15 protein-coding genes and 1 riboswitch are annotated in these 14,858 nt (G+C 53.9%); of the genes, 6 read left to right on the forward strand and 9 right to left on the reverse strand.

Annotation, left to right across the window (positions count from 1 at the left end; genetic code table 11):
• Positions 1–37: 37 nt before the first annotated feature.
• A complete protein-coding gene (locus A3OW_RS0102815; protein ID WP_020561913.1) occupies positions 38–541 on the reverse strand; it encodes a HugZ family pyridoxamine 5'-phosphate oxidase in 504 nt (167 codons plus the stop codon).
• A gap of 57 nt (positions 542–598) precedes the next feature.
• Complete coding sequence (locus A3OW_RS0102820) at positions 599–2,029, reverse strand: aldehyde dehydrogenase family protein (protein WP_020561914.1); 1,431 nt, start codon at positions 2,027–2,029, stop codon at positions 599–601.
• Between the two features lie 276 nt (positions 2,030–2,305).
• Between A3OW_RS0102820 and A3OW_RS0102825 the strand changes: the two genes are divergently transcribed.
• Positions 2,306–3,328, forward strand: a complete 1,023-nt coding sequence (locus A3OW_RS0102825) for a zinc-dependent alcohol dehydrogenase family protein (RefSeq protein ID WP_020561915.1) — start codon at positions 2,306–2,308, stop codon at positions 3,326–3,328.
• Here the strand turns inward: A3OW_RS0102825 and A3OW_RS0102830 are convergent.
• The gene (locus tag A3OW_RS0102830) at positions 3,318–4,763 is read right to left on the reverse strand and encodes a TolC family outer membrane protein (protein ID WP_332309795.1); all 1,446 of its coding nucleotides are present in this window, start codon (positions 4,761–4,763) and stop codon (positions 3,318–3,320) included. The two genes, A3OW_RS0102825 and A3OW_RS0102830, sit on opposite strands and share 11 nt — an antisense overlap.
• A gap of 65 nt (positions 4,764–4,828) precedes the next feature.
• Here A3OW_RS0102830 and A3OW_RS0102835 point away from each other — a divergent pair, with 65 nt between their 5' ends.
• Positions 4,829–6,070, forward strand: a complete 1,242-nt coding sequence (locus A3OW_RS0102835; RefSeq protein WP_020561917.1) for a hypothetical protein — start codon at positions 4,829–4,831, stop codon at positions 6,068–6,070.
• Positions 6,071–6,195: 125 nt separating this feature from the next.
• Positions 6,196–6,435 (forward strand): hypothetical protein, encoded by a 240-nt coding sequence (locus A3OW_RS0102840; RefSeq protein ID WP_157385774.1) that lies wholly within the window; start codon positions 6,196–6,198, stop codon positions 6,433–6,435.
• A 68-nt stretch (positions 6,436–6,503) separates the two neighbouring features.
• On the opposite strand, the gene A3OW_RS0102845 is transcribed toward A3OW_RS0102840, so the two are convergent.
• From A3OW_RS0102845 to A3OW_RS27595, 6 genes are all read right to left on the reverse strand, one after another.
• Entirely contained in the window at positions 6,504–6,812 is a 309-nt protein-coding gene (locus tag A3OW_RS0102845; protein WP_020561919.1) for a hypothetical protein, read from the reverse strand.
• Positions 6,813–7,076: 264 nt separating this feature from the next.
• Positions 7,077–8,408 carry a TolB-like translocation protein gene (locus A3OW_RS0102850; protein WP_157385775.1) on the reverse strand — a complete coding sequence of 444 codons (1,332 nt, stop codon included), beginning with the start codon at positions 8,406–8,408 and terminating at the stop codon, positions 7,077–7,079.
• Positions 8,409–8,456: 48 nt separating this feature from the next.
• A riboswitch (cyclic di-GMP riboswitch) is annotated at positions 8,457–8,531 on the reverse strand.
• A gap of 282 nt (positions 8,532–8,813) precedes the next feature.
• A complete protein-coding gene (locus A3OW_RS0102855; protein ID WP_020561921.1) occupies positions 8,814–9,245 on the reverse strand; it encodes a glycine zipper family protein in 432 nt (143 codons plus the stop codon).
• A gap of 478 nt (positions 9,246–9,723) precedes the next feature.
• Positions 9,724–9,909 carry a hypothetical protein gene (locus tag A3OW_RS0102860; RefSeq protein WP_020561922.1) on the reverse strand — a complete coding sequence of 62 codons (186 nt, stop codon included), beginning with the start codon at positions 9,907–9,909 and terminating at the stop codon, positions 9,724–9,726.
• Positions 9,910–9,911: 2 nt separating this feature from the next.
• The gene (locus tag A3OW_RS0102865) at positions 9,912–12,230 is read right to left on the reverse strand and encodes a DNA translocase FtsK (RefSeq protein WP_026223283.1); all 2,319 of its coding nucleotides are present in this window, start codon (positions 12,228–12,230) and stop codon (positions 9,912–9,914) included.
• A 37-nt stretch (positions 12,231–12,267) separates the two neighbouring features.
• On the reverse strand, positions 12,268–12,435 hold the full coding sequence (locus A3OW_RS27595; protein ID WP_157385776.1) for a hypothetical protein: 168 nt from the start codon (positions 12,433–12,435) through the stop codon (positions 12,268–12,270).
• Here A3OW_RS27595 and trxB point away from each other — a divergent pair.
• The 3 genes from trxB to A3OW_RS0102885 all read left to right on the forward strand — a co-directional run bounded on the left by trxB (position 12,434) and on the right by A3OW_RS0102885 (position 14,858).
• A complete protein-coding gene (gene trxB / locus A3OW_RS0102875) occupies positions 12,434–13,387 on the forward strand; it encodes a thioredoxin-disulfide reductase (protein WP_020561925.1) in 954 nt (317 codons plus the stop codon). The two genes, A3OW_RS27595 and trxB, sit on opposite strands and share 2 nt — an antisense overlap.
• A gap of 68 nt (positions 13,388–13,455) precedes the next feature.
• Complete coding sequence (aat, locus tag A3OW_RS0102880) at positions 13,456–14,151, forward strand: leucyl/phenylalanyl-tRNA--protein transferase (protein ID WP_020561926.1); 696 nt, start codon at positions 13,456–13,458, stop codon at positions 14,149–14,151.
• Positions 14,148–14,858: an arginyltransferase gene (locus A3OW_RS0102885; RefSeq protein ID WP_020561927.1), complete on the forward strand. Its 711-nt coding sequence runs from the start codon at positions 14,148–14,150 to the stop codon at positions 14,856–14,858. The genes aat and A3OW_RS0102885 overlap by 4 nt, the downstream gene beginning before the upstream one ends.

A 14,858-nucleotide genomic window follows, 5' to 3' on the forward strand; every position in this document is an offset into this window, starting at 1 on the left:
TTCGTCGATAAAAGCTTTTCTCCGGAACGGCCGGGGATTAGCGCTTAAGGGGGACGACGGAACCGTCTTCGATGGAGATTTCGAAAGCCCGCCCGAAGCCGGCCACATAGCGTCCGCTTTCCGGCGACAACTCGAACAAATGAAAATCGGGCAACGAGCGCAAAAGGGCGACCGTTTGTCCGAATTGTTCCTGGAGCCGGTCCAGTTGTTGCGTATAACTTTGTTCGGTCCGAGAAATTTCACGCGCCCGGCACTGAAAGGTTGCGCGTTCGCGCGCAAATGGATTGCGGGATTGGGCTTCCGGTTCCATCACCATCACCGAAGCTTTCGGATTATTGCGTAAATGGGCGGTGTGGACGGCCAATTCGCTGACGAAAATATAAAACCGGCCCTTAGGGTCCCGGATGAAGGGAGCGTAGCTGACGTCCGGACGGCCTTCTGGAGAAACCGTCGCGAGCAGCAGCGTTTGCCGGGAATCCAACAGCCGGCGCAAATCCTCAGACAGGACCGTGAAATCTTCATTTTCGCGGGTTTCATGCATGATTTTGTTTTTTCTCCGGAGATTTCCCGAGCCTGTCGCGGGGCAGTACGGTTTAATCTATAAAGAGCTCGAATGAAAAACGGCCATTTTTTCGATTTGCATGTCCCGAAAAGCATAGGGAATGCCGCCGGTGCCGTAGCCGGATTGCTTAAGCCCCGCAAACGGCATCCAGTCGACGCGAAAGGCGGTATGATCGTTGATCATCACCGCCGAGGCCGCCAGATGTTTGTAGGCGTACAGGGCGGTATCGAGCGAGCGGGTGGCGATCGCAGCCTGGAACGCATAGGGCAGGGCATTGGCCTGTTCTATGGCGTCGTCCAGGTCTTCGTAATCGTAAACGCAGATGACCGGGCCGAAAATTTCCAACTGGCTGACTTTGCTGGTTTTGGGCGGATTATACAACACCGTCGGCTGATACAGCGAGGAAGAAAGCCGTTTGCCGCCCGCTTTCAACAGGGCATTTTCAGTTACCGCTTCGTCGACCCAGGCTTCGATGCGGTCGACTTCGCGGCTTCGGATCAACGGCCCCACCTCGGTGGCGGCATCGGCCGGATCACCCACTTTCAATTGTTCCGCCAGCCGAGCCAGTTCGGCCGCTACCGTTTCGGCTACGGAGCGATGGGCAAAAATGCGCTGCACGGAAATGCAGACTTGTCCGGCATGATAAAAACCGCCTTTGATCAATAATGGCAACATTTTCTCAAGGTCCGCATCCTCGGCGATAATGACCGGCGCCATACCGCCATGTTCCAGCGCCGTCCGGGTTCCGGGCGCCAGTTTCGAGCGCAGCCGCCAACCGGTCTCGGCGCTGCCGATAAAGCTGAAAAAAGCAACGCGCGGATCGGTCACCAACTGTTCGGCCACGTGAAGGTCTTCCATCATGACGGGCTGGCACCATACCATCGGCAAACCCGACTGATGAAATATTTCGGCCAGGGCAAAAGCGGACAAGGGCGTCTCCCGGGCCGGCTTGACGACGACGGGGCAACCGGCAGCGATGGCCGGCCCGATCTGATGCACGATCAGATTAATCGGGTGATTGAACGCGCTGACGGCCGCTACGGGCCCGATAGGCTCCTTATGGGTAAACGCCAGCCGGTGCATGGAAGCGGGATTCAATTGCATCGGTATTTCCGTTCCCCATCCGGTGCGAATGCAGTCGATGCAAATTTTAATGCCGTCGATGGCCCGGCCGAGTTCGACCCGGGTATCCGCATACGGCTTGCCGCCTTCGGCCACCGCCAGCGCGATCAGATCCTCGGAACGCGCCATCATGGTTTGCGCCACCCGTTCCAGAATGGCGATCCGCACATAGGCAGGAAGCCAGTTTTTCCGGTCGCGGAAAACCGCATCCATATTGGCCAGGGCCTGTTCGGCGCCTTTTGGGTCGATCGTTTCCACCGAACCGACCAGTTTCCCGTCGTAAGGAGAGAAAACTTCGATCAAACCGGCCGGTTCGGCGTGGGGTACTTTGATTGAATAATGCATGATTGGGGCCTCAACAAGTCTCAAGGAGCGCAATTGTCAACCATCGGAGCTATTCGAGTAGACCATCAAATTATCCAGTAATTCATAAGAAAAAAGTAATGTACTGAATAAATACCGCTTATCCAGGCATTTCGGATAAAACCGGAGTGGGCCTTCTCTAAAAGTGAAGGATTCTTTCCGATCCGATGGGGAGCTGTTAAAATCCGAACCGGCTATCTCTCGAACTTTGCAGGCGGCGACGTCGATGTCCGATCATCCTTGAAAAGGCCGGATCCCATGAAAGCGATGGTATTGAAAAAACTCTGCGATCTGAAAGTCGATCCGTGCCCTCTGGAGCTTGAGGAACTGCCGGTTCCCGTCCCGGGAAGCCGCGATCTTCTGCTGAAAGTTTCCACCTGCGGCGTATGTCACACCGAGCTCGACGAGATCGAGGGCCGAACGCCGCCCAGGCTGCCGGTCGTCCTCGGGCATCAGGTCGTGGGCCGGGTCGTCTCGGCGGGCAGCGACACCGGTTTATTCCGGACAGGCGATCGGGTCGGGGTGGCCTGGATCTTTTCCGCTTGCGGCGCCTGCAAGTTTTGCCTGGCCGGCAACGAAAACCTGTGCCCGATGTTTACGGCCACAGGCCGCGATGCCGACGGCGGCTACGCTCAATACATGGTGGTCCCCGAAGCGTTTGCGTACTCGATACCGGAGTATTTTTCCGATGCCGAAGCGGCGCCTTTGCTGTGTGCCGGAGCGATCGGCTACCGGTCGCTGCGCCTGACCGGCCTCAGGAACGGCCAGCGGCTCGGCTTGACCGGATTTGGCGCGTCCGGCCATCTGGTGTTGAAAATGGCCCGGTTCCGCTATCCCGATACCGCTATTTTCGTCTTTGCCCGCAGCGCCGAAGAAAGGGCGTTCGCGCTGGAACTCGGCGCCGTCTGGGCCGGAGACGGCAGCGAAGCGGCACCTGACAAACTGGACGCCATCATCGACACCACCCCGGTCTGGGAGCCGGTCGTGCAAGCTCTGACCCAGCTTGAAGCCGGCGGAAGGCTGGTGATCAATGCGATCCGCAAGGAAGGAGACAAAAAGAGCTTGCTGGATCTGGATTATCCGGTGCATCTGTGGCTGGAAAAGGAAATCAAGAGCGTTGCCAACATCACCCGCCGCGACGTCGACGAATTTTTAAGCCTGGCCGAAGCGATGTGCTTGAAGCCGGAGGTTCAACTGTTCGGCCTGGAACAGGCGAACGAAGCGCTGCTTCAGTTGAAGACAGGGCGAATTCGCGGGGCCAAGGTGCTCGTCATCGATTAGAAACGCCCGCATCGATTTCAGGCTCATCGAGTTCATCGCCGGTTAAGGGAGTAGCCGTCAAAAATCGGCTGATCTGATCCATGTCGGCCGCGGTCAGATTGCTCGACAGTTGCTTCAAACGGATGCTGTTGATCACGTAGTCGTAACGAGACCGGGAAAGATCGCGCCTGGCCCTGTACAAGAACCTTTGCTCGGTCAGCACGTCCACCATCGTCCGGGTGCCCACCTGAAAACCCGCCTCGGCGGCGGTGAGCGCGGTTTCCGCCGATACCACCACGGCCTTGAAGGCTGCCACTTGGCTCAGATTGGCCATGACTCCTCGAAAGGCATCCTTGACCTGTCGTTTGATCGACCGTTTCGTCGCGATCAGGTTTTCTTTGGCGGCTTCGTATTCGAATTGGGCCTGGCGTATTCTCGAATTGACCGCTCCGCCTTCGAACAAAGGCAGGTTCAATTGCACGCCGACGCTCTGGGTATCGCCCCGAAAACCGAAACTGCTGTTGACGTCGGAGGCGTTGTAGGAGGCGATCACGTCCAGTTGCGGCAGATGGCCGTTGCGCTGCAGGTCGATCGACTTGCGCGCCGACTCCGCCTGGTTCAAAGCCGCGATGACATGGTAATTGTCGAGTTCGGCCCTGTGGCTCCATTCCGAAAGGATCGCAGGCTCCGGCTTTTTCAGCGGCAACCGGTCGCTCAAGGCATCGAGGGTTACCTCCTGTTCGCCGATGATTTCATATAAGGCTTCCCTGGCATTATCCACCTGGTTGATGGCTTCTATCTCGCTGGCGCCGGCCTGATCGAAGCCGGCCTGGGCTTCATTGACGTCGGTAATGGCGGCAATGCCGACTTCGAACTGCTGCTTGACCTGATCCAGTTGCTTGGCGATGGCGTCTTTTTCCGCCCGGATAAAAGACAGATTGTCCTGCGCGGACAGAACATTAAAGTAAGCTTCCGTCGTTCTCGTCATCAAATTCTGAAGCTCTGCCTGATAGTTCGCTTCGGCCTCGGCTATCCGGTTTTCCGACTGGCTGAGTTGGATCCAGTAGTCCCAGTGAAACAGGGGCTGGGTGATGTTCAGGCTGAACGTATGGCTCCAGAAATCCTGATTGACCTGGAGGCCGCGGAAATCGAAAGCTCCCGCTCTTTTATTGTGCAGATAATCCTTGCTGCTGGTTCCGGTCGCGGTAATCACGGGAAAAAAGCGCGCGGTGCTTTGATTCTTCGATTCGCCGACGGCGGCCTGCCGGGCTTCGCTCTGCTTTAATGCAGGGTCGTTTTGCAAGGCCAGTTGATGGATTTCCGATAAATTCTGGGCTTTTATCGATGGGGTTCCGGCTAGAAAAATTACGAGAGCAGCAAGTTTCTTTAATCCAAAGTGCCTGATCATGGTCCAGGATGGCTGATGAGGAAGCCCATTGTCCGGTTTAATGGGCATTTAATGGGCTGATGCTATTATGTAAGGTTGTTTTTCAACTGTCTTTTCCGATATCACTATAACGCATGAATCCGCTATTTAAAATTTTCTTTTTATTCGCAACAGCAGCTCAATTAAGCGGTTGCGCCAGCTTCGGCAAGGGCATGGTCGAGGCTTATCTCGAGAAACAGCAAACGGTCGACAGCCGCCTTTGCGAGGTCTGGGGCAAACCTTTCGACGGCATCGAACCGTATCTGGACAATGCCAGAGGAAGAATGAAGGTACTGATGGTGCACGGCGTGGGCGACCATTTGCCGGGTTATTCCACCCAGTTTCTTGAAAAACTGGCGCAAAAGCTCGATTTGCCGGTCATGGCGGCCAGGCAAAAAAACATCAAACTGACCAGCCGGACGGAAACCGGAAAAAAACTCGGAAATTTGAGAATCAACCGTTTGTTAAGCAGGGATAGAAGAAAAGAGTTGCTCTTTTATGAACTGACCTGGTCGGAAATCACGGCGTACCAGAAAGAAGTGCTGGCCTACGACAATTCCGGCGAGTATTCCTTCCGCCGGGCAAAAATCAACGATCTAATGAAAAAATTCTCCAACGATACAGGTCCCGACCCGATCATTTATCTGGGCGAGAGCCGGGAGGATATTCTGGTATCGTTCGCTCAAGCATTTTGCTGGATGACCAAAAGCGACTGGAAAAGCCTGCCGGACGACGTCATGCAAGCCTGTTCCTTCAATGAAGATAGTGCGCCGGCCAACATTCGCAACGACCAGTACGCGGTGATTTCGCACAGTCTCGGCAGCCGCATCACCATCGACGGCATGCAACGCATTGCTTCGATCATTGACGAACGGGACCCCGATTTCAGAAATGCCTTGAAAAACAAGGAAATTCCCATTTACATGATGTCCAATCAGTTGCCGATGCTGCAACTCGGCCGGAAGCTGCCCGAGATCAGCAATCAGAAAGCAGCCTATTGCCGGCCCGAAGGCGAAAAATTCAACGAACGCATCATCAGCAAAACGCCGATCATTGCTTTCAGCGATCCGAACGATTTGCTGAGTTACGCGATTCCGCACGGTTTTGCCGAAAAATATCTGGACTCCCGTTTATGCATCGACGTGACCAACATCAACATCAACGTCGCCACCATTTTTGACGCCTTCGGACTCGGCAAACTGGCCAATCCTCTGGATGCCCATATCGGCTACGATACCGACGATAGGATCATTGCGCTGATCGCCAAAGGCATCGGCAATCACCACACCGATCAACTGGTTCTGGACCGCTGCAGGTGGGTTGAGACCATTGATTGAGGAAAAGAATCAAACAGAAACTTTTAAATATTCTGAAACTATAATAATTAGACTCTGCTCAGTAAATATAACCTATTGAATAAAAATAATTATTAAGCGTTATTTGCTCTAATTAATGCACGTTGGTGCTGGGTAAACGGGACAAACCGGTCGACTTGGGTGCCAAACTCGGCGTCAGTCTAACCGGCGAGAGCTTGGCCCATGTCGATCACCTGCGTTGGGAGGCCTTCCATGAAGGGCTGGACTTGACGGCATCAGTGGAAGCTTACCGGGATCGCTACGGGTGCTCTCCGGAACAGGTGTTCGCCGATCCCGGCAAAAGCCTGACAACCCTTATCGAATTGCGCTGGGAGATCAGACAATAAGGCCGATAATATTTTTATCCCCCTCAGTCCTTTCCGCGGCTATGGTCCGTGAAAATACTCAATAACCCTTATGACCCAGCGACTGAGCCTACTAACCGAATGCCGACCAAATCGCGCGGCCTGATTTTAAGGCCCGATGCCGAGCAGTCGGCCGCGGAAGTTTCCGGTTTCAGACGCACGGTCACTTTCTGCTTAGTTCTCTGATTTTCACAAACGGCGCTTTGCAGGGTGAATCCGCTCGCCGTCGCTTTCACGGAGCGGCTGTTGAACTGAACCGTACCCTGCAAACGGACGCCGACCTTGTCGTTCTCGCTGACGGACAGGCCGGCTTTGACGCAATCGGCCGACGTCGATCCGGGCTGGACGGAAACGAGCACTTTCTGTCCCGTCGTCAGATTTTTTAGACTATTGAAGCCTTCATGTTAGTCCGGCATATGAGGCATTTTTTCTGGGCAACATAACCCATTATGGACCTAATGCCGGTCACCATCGGCAGTCCGGCATTCCGCTTAGAATATCCGTGGCTTTCCGTCCTTGCCTTACGACGGTTTAGCTTCAATTAATTTGGGATCCCGGGATTTTCTGTTCAATGCTTGGGAGCGACCCTTATGGACTTTACCAGACTGATCAGTTCTTTTCTGCTACCATCTGCGACGCACGAAGACATCACTCGCGCCATTGTCATCCCCCGGGACCAAGTTGCTGGCATCGGAGCCAAACGCCACGAAGCGGCCGTCGGCGGAAATTGAAGATTGGTAACTGGAACCGTTGCTTTCAAATCCCGAACTATCTACCGACACACGTTGGGTCACCCCCTTATTGAGGTCGCGAATGAAGATATCAGGTGAATTGTTGGTATCCTCCTCCACAAAGTTACTGGCAAATGATTCAAACGCCACAAAATGACCATTGGCTGAGATGGAGGGATTGAGGCTACCGAAGGAGCCGTTGTCTTCAATTCCCGTGCTATTCAATGAGACGCGTTGTGTTGCCCCCGTTTTTAGATCGTGGAGGAAGACGTCAAAAGTGTCGTTATTGTCTTCTTCGACCAGGTTGCCGGCTTCGGATGAAAATACCACGAAACGGCCATTAGCCGACATGGCAGCCGGGCCAATACTGCTGCCATTGCCTTCAACTCCCTGACTATCGATGGAAACGCGTTGAGTCACGCCGGTTTTAAGGTCGCGTACAAAGACGTCGGTTCTTCCATTATTGTCGTTTTCGACCAAATTGTTGGCATAAGATGCGAACGCAACGAAGCGACCATTGGCAGAAAGAGAAGGACCGTAGCTGTATTGATTGCTTTCATCCCCAAAACTGCTCAGGGACACCCTTCGTGTGGTACCGATTTTAAGGTCGCGAACAAAGATGTCCGCTACTCCATTGTTATCGCCAGTGACCAAATTGCTGGCATAGGATACAAATGCCACGAAACGCCCATTGGAGGAAATTGCGGGCCAATAACTTTCGAGATTAGCCTCTCTTCCCGCGCTGTCTACGGACACTCGTTGAGTTACGCCAAGTTTCAAATCACGCACAAAAATATCCATCCAGTTATTGTCATCCCCAGGGACCAAGTTGCCGGCATCGGAAGCAAACGCCACGAAGCGGCCATCGGCGGATATGGCGGGTGACAGATAACTCCCATTATTACCTTCTATCCCTTTGCTGTTAACGGAAACTCGTTGTGTCAGGCCGGTTTTAAGATCGCGCACGAAAGTGTCTGTTACGCCGTTAGAATCTTCGGAAACCAGGTTACTGGCATCGGAATTAAACACCACAAAACGGCCGTTGGCGGACATGACGGATCCAGTACTGCCGCCATTACCTTGTACTTCCGTACTGGATACCGACACTCGACTAGTACTGGGCGGAGCGGCTAAAGTTGTAGAGATGGGGGATAGTGCAATATTTAAAGCGCTCACAATAGCCAGAGCGGCCCATTGATTGAAAAACGGTAGTTGGGTTTTCATGGAGAATCACCTTCATTTTATCAGTGAGTGACCCTAACGCTGGCCATTATCGGCAGTCCGGCTTTCCCACAAGGATCCGCGACTTTCTGTCCCTACCTTGCGATAGGTTTGGCTTTGATGAATGATCAGTCGCTTTTTACTCTGTTCTTATTAACATTTCAACTGAGTGTTTTAGTCATCTTTAAATCTTAGAGCTTGCGCCTGATAGAATGAAAATGAGACAAAACCGATTAAGTTGCTCAGCGCAAATGCACCTTGATCCGATGGCGAGGCTCCTCCGGTTGAAACCAACGTTCAATCGCGAGACCTCAAACCGGAGCGCCAAGGAGCCCCGATTGAGCAAGATTTCACTGTAAGCATTGCCAATGCTTGATTTTGTAGCGTCGTTTCTTTGGATTCATACTTTTAATCCCAGCCGACGGTCTGATAACCTCGCTCTTGCAAACATCGGTTTACGAAATTCTCAAAGGCAGGACTGCGGTCCGGTTCGCTAAACAGCCAGTGCAATAGGCCGGTGGTCGCGCCGGCGGCCGCCCCGATCGCCGATCCGGAACCCGCCGCGCCCACCACCGCACCGCCCACGGCACCCGAAGCCGCACCGACGGCAGCGCCTCCGGCGGTCTGAGCGGCCGCCTTTCCGGCGCCGCCGCTATCCGAATCGGCCCCGGCCGCTTCGGCCAGATCCATGCAAACGTCGATGTCGCGTTGCGCAGTTTCAGCTCCGACCGCGTTGTAGTGCGCGTTGGGATAAAGAACCGGCCGGGTCGAGGCGCAGCCTTCCAGCATCAGGGCAAGGGCAAGAGACAAAATAGCAAGAGACAAAATAAACTTGGACATGAGGCTCTCCCATTTCAGAGGACAAGGGTATGCCAATGCAGTCATGGAATCAGGCGGCAAGCAACCGGCTGTATTCTCGCCAGCATCGAATTTAACGATCGACTCAACGCCTTGAAGTCGTTATAGATTACTAAAATTGAGCAATTAATTGAATTTTCTTGCAGACTTTCCGTAATTTTCCATACCCGGTCGAATCAGCTTGGACTCTCATCAGTTTAAATCGATACAGTTATCCTGAAGGCCGGAATGCCTGTGAAAATTAAAGTAAATCGCTAAATAGAATCGATCAAATAGAGGTCGGTTTCCTGAATTGATGGAAATTAGATAATGGGCTGGCAAACGGGTTCATTTTCAATGATTGTTGCTTTAGGGTGCAAAAGCTCAGGGTGCCATCGCCGATGGCGAGCTTGGGCATTTTCTATAGGTTGTGAATCGGCAAGTCCTGCACCGTTGATGCCGGGCGAGATTCAGCCCCGCATCATTTCATTAAATAATAAGCGCTCGCGGCAATCAGCAACTGCAAGAATGCCAGACCCCAAAAATAAAGCCCGAAAAGCACCGCTTTGACCTGCCGGGGCTGTTCGGACGAATAGCCTTTAACGATCATCCAGCCGCCGAGCGCCGACAGTGAAAGAATGATGACGCCGGCCAGGGCTATGTTCATCGTCAATCCTTGACCGGGGCCGGCGCCAGCACGACGCGTGAGCCGTTCGATTCGGCCGGGCTGACGACGCCGGCGGCTTCCATTTCCTCGATCATCGTGGCGGCCCGGTTGTAACCGATCTTGAAGCGCCGCTGCACGCTGGAAATCGAAGCCTTGCGCGTTTCAGTCACGAATTGTACGGCTTGATCGTACAGGGAGTCGGTTTCGGAGTCGCCGTAACTGCCGCCGCCATAACTGCCGCCGTCCCCGGTGTCGGAAACGTCCCGGGTAATTTCTTCGAGATAATTGGTCGGCGCGGTCTGTTTCAGGAACTCGACTACGCGATGCACTTCGTGGTCGTCGACAAAAGCGCCGTGCGCGCGGATGGGAATGCTGGTGCCCGACGGCAGGAACAGCATGTCGCCGTTGCCCAGAAGAGCCTCGGCACCGCCCTGATCGAGAATCGTGCGGGAATCGATCCTTGAAGACACCTGAAAGGAAATCCGGGTGGGCACGTTGGCCTTGATCAGGCCGGTCAGAACGTCCACCGACGGACGCTGCGTGGCCAGAATCAAATGAATGCCGGCGGCACGGGCTTTCTGCGCCAGCCGGGCGATCAGCTCTTCCACTTTTTTGCCGACGATCATCATCATGTCGGCCAGCTCGTCGATGATGATGACAATGCTGGGCAGCATCTGTAGATGAGGAATTTCTTCGCCTTCGGCAAGCGGATTGAGCGGTTGGAACATCGGATCGCGAATGGTTTCCCCTCGGGCTTCGGCGTCCAGAATCAATTGATTGAAGCCGGCCAGATTTCTGACGCCCATTTTCGACATCAGCTTGTAGCGCCGCTCCATTTCGGCGACGGCCCAGCGCAAGGCGTTGCTGGCCTCTTTCATGTCGGTGACGACGGGCGTCAACAAATGCGGGATGCCTTCGTACACCGACAGCTCCAGCATTTTGGGGTCGATCATGATCATCCGGACCTGTTCCGGAGTGGCTTTATAGAGCAGGCTGAGAATCATCGTATTGATGGCGACCGATTTGCCGGAACCGGTGGTGCCTGCGACCAGCGCATGCGGCATTTTGCCGAGATCGGCGATTAGCGGCGCGCCGGAGATGTCCTTGCCCATGGCCAGCGTCAGCAGAGACTTGGACTTACTGAAAGCGGCCGAGGCCAGGCACTCCCGCAAACTGACCATTTCCCGTTCGCGGTTGGGGATTTCCAGGCCGATGACCGATTTGCCGGGGATCACCTCAACGATGCGCACGCTGGTGACGGACAGGGCCCGAGCCAGGTCTTTCGACAGCGTGCTGATGCGGCTGACTTTGACGCCGGCCGCAGGTTGCAGCTCAAAGCGGGTGATCACGGGACCCGGCAGAAAACCCACCACTTCGACGGTGACGTTAAAATCCTGCAGGATGTTTTCAACCAGCCGCGACATTTCTTCCAGATCGCTCTGGGTGTAACCTTTTACCCGCGTATCGCGATTATCCAGCAACTCCTGGGCGGGCAGGACGCCCATGCCGGCATCGAAGCTGACGGTTTGCGGTTTTTTGGCCGACGGTTTCGAAGTTTTTTCGGGTACGGCATTGGGTTTTTCCGGAATGACGGTCGGTTTTGCCGGAGCCTTAGGCATGCCGGCCGCTTTTTCCGGAGCATTAGCGGAGAAGGAAGGCGTGCTTTTGGAAAGAGAGGGTTGTGAAACCGGGCGGTTCTCTTGTCCTGAATGTTCGTGCCGCAAATGGGCGGCACTGTGAAATACGACTCGGCAGAGAAAGACGGTGTATTTTCCGATGAGGTCGAGCAGCGCCAGCCAGGAGAGCTTGGTCACCAGCGTGATGCCGGCCAGAAGACCCACGATTAAAAACAGCGTCGCTCCCGAATTGCCGAACATGATGACCAGCGCATTGCCGATTTCCTGGCCGATGATGCCGCCGGTGCTGTTGGGCAGTTCGACTTTGATCCTGAGCAGATACAGATTGGCCAAGGCGGCACCTGAAACGATCGTCGTAAGGATGCCCAGCCACTGAAACACCAGGGTCATTTTCTGCAACGCTTGATTGCGCTGCCGGTAAATGCTGTATCCCTGCCAGAAAATGATCGCCGGGCACAAGTAAGCGATCAACCCCAGGAAGCTGAGGCTGAAATCGGCCAGCCAGGCGCCGAAAACGCCGCAGGCATTGCTGATGGTCTGCACTGTGCCGCTATGAGTCCAGCCTGCGTCTTCATTGCTGAAAGTCACCAGGGAAATCAAAAAAAACAATGCACAGGCTAAAAAAATCAAGACAGCGATTTCACGCAAACCACGAACCGTTTTTTCTTCCATCACAGCAGACATGTTGTTACTCAAATGAATTAATTCCGACAAAACATGATTATAGATTATCTATTGCGTATTTTACATGAATAATAACTTCAGGAGTAACCGGCTTTTTAGGGAGATTTTCACCTGGAACGGCTTGATTTTGAAGTTTACGAAACCCATATTCCTCTTCATAATTTGTTGCAGTTTTCCTATCTTGCTTTTCATCGAGGTTTTTCATGAGCGACTCCAAGCACTGCCGATTATTAATTCTTGGTTCCGGTCCGGCCGGCTACACGGCGGCGGTCTATTCCGCCCGGGCCAATCTGAAACCGGTGATGATCACCGGTCTCCAGCAAGGCGGGCAATTGACCACGACGACGGACGTGGACAATTGGCCCGGCGATGTGGAAGGTCTGCAAGGGCCCGATTTGATGGAAAGAATGCGCCAACATGCCGAGCGCTTCGATACCGAAATCATCTTTGACCATATCCATACCGCGGATCTGTCGGTCAGACCTTTCAAACTGAGCGGAGACGCCGGCAGTTACACGTGCGATGCTTTGATTGTCGCTACCGGTGCTTCGGCTCGCTATCTCGGTCTGGAGTCGGAGGAAGCCTACAAGGGCAAAGGGGTTTCCGCTTGCGCGACCTGCGACGGATTCTTTTACAGAAACAAGCCGGTGGCCGTGATCGGCGGCGGCAATACCGCGGTGGAAGAGGCGCTTTATCTGGCTAATATTGCTTCGCAAGTCACGATTGTCCATCGCCGCGATAAATTCCGTTCGGAAAAAATTCTGTCCGACAAACTGATTGAAAAATCCAGAAGCGGCAACGTCTCCATCGAATGGAACCATACGCTGGATGAGGTGCTCGGCGACGACATGGGCGTGACCGGCATCAGAATCAAGAACACTCTGGACGGTTCGACCAAAGAGCTCGACGTACACGGGGTATTCATCGCCATAGGCCACACGCCCAATACCGAGATCTTTGCAGGACAACTGGAAATGCTGAACGGTTACATCAAGGTCAGGAGCGGCATTGCCGGCAACGCAACCGCTACCAGCGTGGAAGGCGTTTTTGCCGCCGGTGACGTCATGGATTCGGTGTACAAGCAGGCCGTCACTTCAGCCGGGGCGGGCTGCATGGCCGCGCTGGATGCGGAAAAATATCTGGACGAATTGAAATAGCAGGAAGATGGCCGGTCAAAGTCGATAAATTGAGAGGACCCGAAAGACGCCACTTGCCGCAGCGAAGTATGCAACTGACCATCCTCGATCCGGATAACCCCGAGCAGGAATTTCCCGCTCTGGAGAAAGCGTTGCGCGAGCCCGACGGCTTGCTGGCGGTCGGCGGATGCTTGTCCGTCTCCCGCTTGCTCAATGCTTATCGGCACGGCATTTTTCCCTGGTACAATGCGGGCGAGCCCATTTTATGGTGGTCGCCCGATCCCCGGTTGGTATTATTCCCGGATCAAATCAAAGTTTCCCGAAGCCTTAGAAAAACCATAAGAAGGCAAAAATTTTCGGTCAGTTACGATCAGGCGTTCGACGCAGTGATTGCCGGTTGCGCAGACATTCGAAAAGGCAGTCTGGGGACCTGGATTACCCAGGACATCAGCCGTGCCTATAAGGATCTGTTCCGGCTCGGCATAGCTCATTCGGCGGAGGCATGGCACAAGGGCAAACTGGTGGGAGGGTTATACGGTATTGCCCTGGGCCGGGTGTTTTTCGGTGAATCGATGTTTCATACCATGACGGATGCCTCCAAAGTGGCTTTCGTCACTCTGGTCGAACAACTCGAAGAATGGGGATATCAACTGATCGATTGCCAGGTGCATACCGAGCATCTGGAAAGTCTGGGTGCCGTGGAAATCGACAGAAGAGATTTTGTCGAATTACTTGCCCGCTATTGTGAAGCCTCCGCCAAGACCGAGGCCTGGAGTAAGCAATGACTTCCATCCCTTTGATTCTGACCCAGGCGCATCCCTGTAGTTATCTGGAGGGAAAACAGGCGCAATCGCTTTTCGTTCATCCGGCCTGCCGGTTAACGACGCCGATCTACGCCCAATTGCTGGAGCTGGGTTTTCGCCGGAGCGGTGACGAGGTTTATGCGCCGCGTTGTGCGAAATGTTCGGCCTGCCTTCCGGCAAGAGTGGCGGTGGAAGAATTCAAGCCCGACAGAAGCCAGAAACGCTGTCTGAAAAAGAACGGCAATACGCGCGTCGTGCTGAAACCGGCCATTTTTGAAAAAGCCCATTATGAAATGTATCTGCGCTACCAGCATTTCAAGCACGAAGGAGGCGCGATGGCGGATGCCGGTCCGGCCGATTATCTTGATTTTCTCGGAAGTTCCTGGTGCGACACTCAGTTTGCCGAATTTTCGATCGGTGACGAACTGTCGGCGCTGGCGGTCATCGACCGGTTCGACCAGTCCTGGTCGGCGGTTTATACCTTTTACGAGCCCAAGTTTTCCGAATACAGTCCCGGTATGTACGCGGTTTTATGGCAAATCGAGCAAGTTCTCCGGCTTCAGAAAAAATTTCTGTATCTCGGCTTCTGGATAAAAAATTGCCGGAAAATGTCTTATAAAAGTATTTATCAACCCTTGCAATTGTACGTAGGGCAGGAATGGGTCGATTTTGCATCGGCTGAGAATTAA

It is taken from the genome of Methylosarcina fibrata AML-C10 (genome assembly GCF_000372865.1).
GTDB lineage: Bacteria > Pseudomonadota > Gammaproteobacteria > Methylococcales > Methylomonadaceae > Methylosarcina > Methylosarcina fibrata.

Bases quoted from the DNA above. Each gene is read 5' to 3' on its own strand.
- A3OW_RS0102815 (WP_020561913.1), bottom strand. From the start codon at position 541: ATGCATGAAACCCGCGAAAATGAAGATTTCACGGTCCTGTCTGAGGAT.
- A3OW_RS0102820 (WP_020561914.1), bottom strand. From the start codon at position 2,029: ATGCATTATTCAATCAAAGTACCCCACGCCGAACCGGCCGGTTTGATC.
- A3OW_RS0102825 (WP_020561915.1), top strand. From the start codon at position 2,306: ATGAAAGCGATGGTATTGAAAAAACTCTGCGATCTGAAAGTCGATCCG.
- A3OW_RS0102830 (WP_332309795.1), bottom strand. From the start codon at position 4,763: ATGCCCATTAAACCGGACAATGGGCTTCCTCATCAGCCATCCTGGACC.
- A3OW_RS0102835 (WP_020561917.1), top strand. From the start codon at position 4,829: ATGAATCCGCTATTTAAAATTTTCTTTTTATTCGCAACAGCAGCTCAA.
- A3OW_RS0102850 (WP_157385775.1), bottom strand. From the start codon at position 8,408: ATGAAAACCCAACTACCGTTTTTCAATCAATGGGCCGCTCTGGCTATT.
- A3OW_RS0102855 (WP_020561921.1), bottom strand. From the start codon at position 9,245: ATGTCCAAGTTTATTTTGTCTCTTGCTATTTTGTCTCTTGCCCTTGCC.
- A3OW_RS0102860 (WP_020561922.1), bottom strand. From the start codon at position 9,909: ATGAACATAGCCCTGGCCGGCGTCATCATTCTTTCACTGTCGGCGCTC.
- A3OW_RS0102865 (WP_026223283.1), bottom strand. From the start codon at position 12,230: ATGTCTGCTGTGATGGAAGAAAAAACGGTTCGTGGTTTGCGTGAAATC.
- trxB (WP_020561925.1), top strand. From the start codon at position 12,434: ATGAGCGACTCCAAGCACTGCCGATTATTAATTCTTGGTTCCGGTCCG.
- A3OW_RS27595 (WP_157385776.1), bottom strand. From the start codon at position 12,435: ATGAAAAACCTCGATGAAAAGCAAGATAGGAAAACTGCAACAAATTAT.
- aat (WP_020561926.1), top strand. From the start codon at position 13,456: ATGCAACTGACCATCCTCGATCCGGATAACCCCGAGCAGGAATTTCCC.
- A3OW_RS0102885 (WP_020561927.1), top strand. From the start codon at position 14,148: ATGACTTCCATCCCTTTGATTCTGACCCAGGCGCATCCCTGTAGTTAT.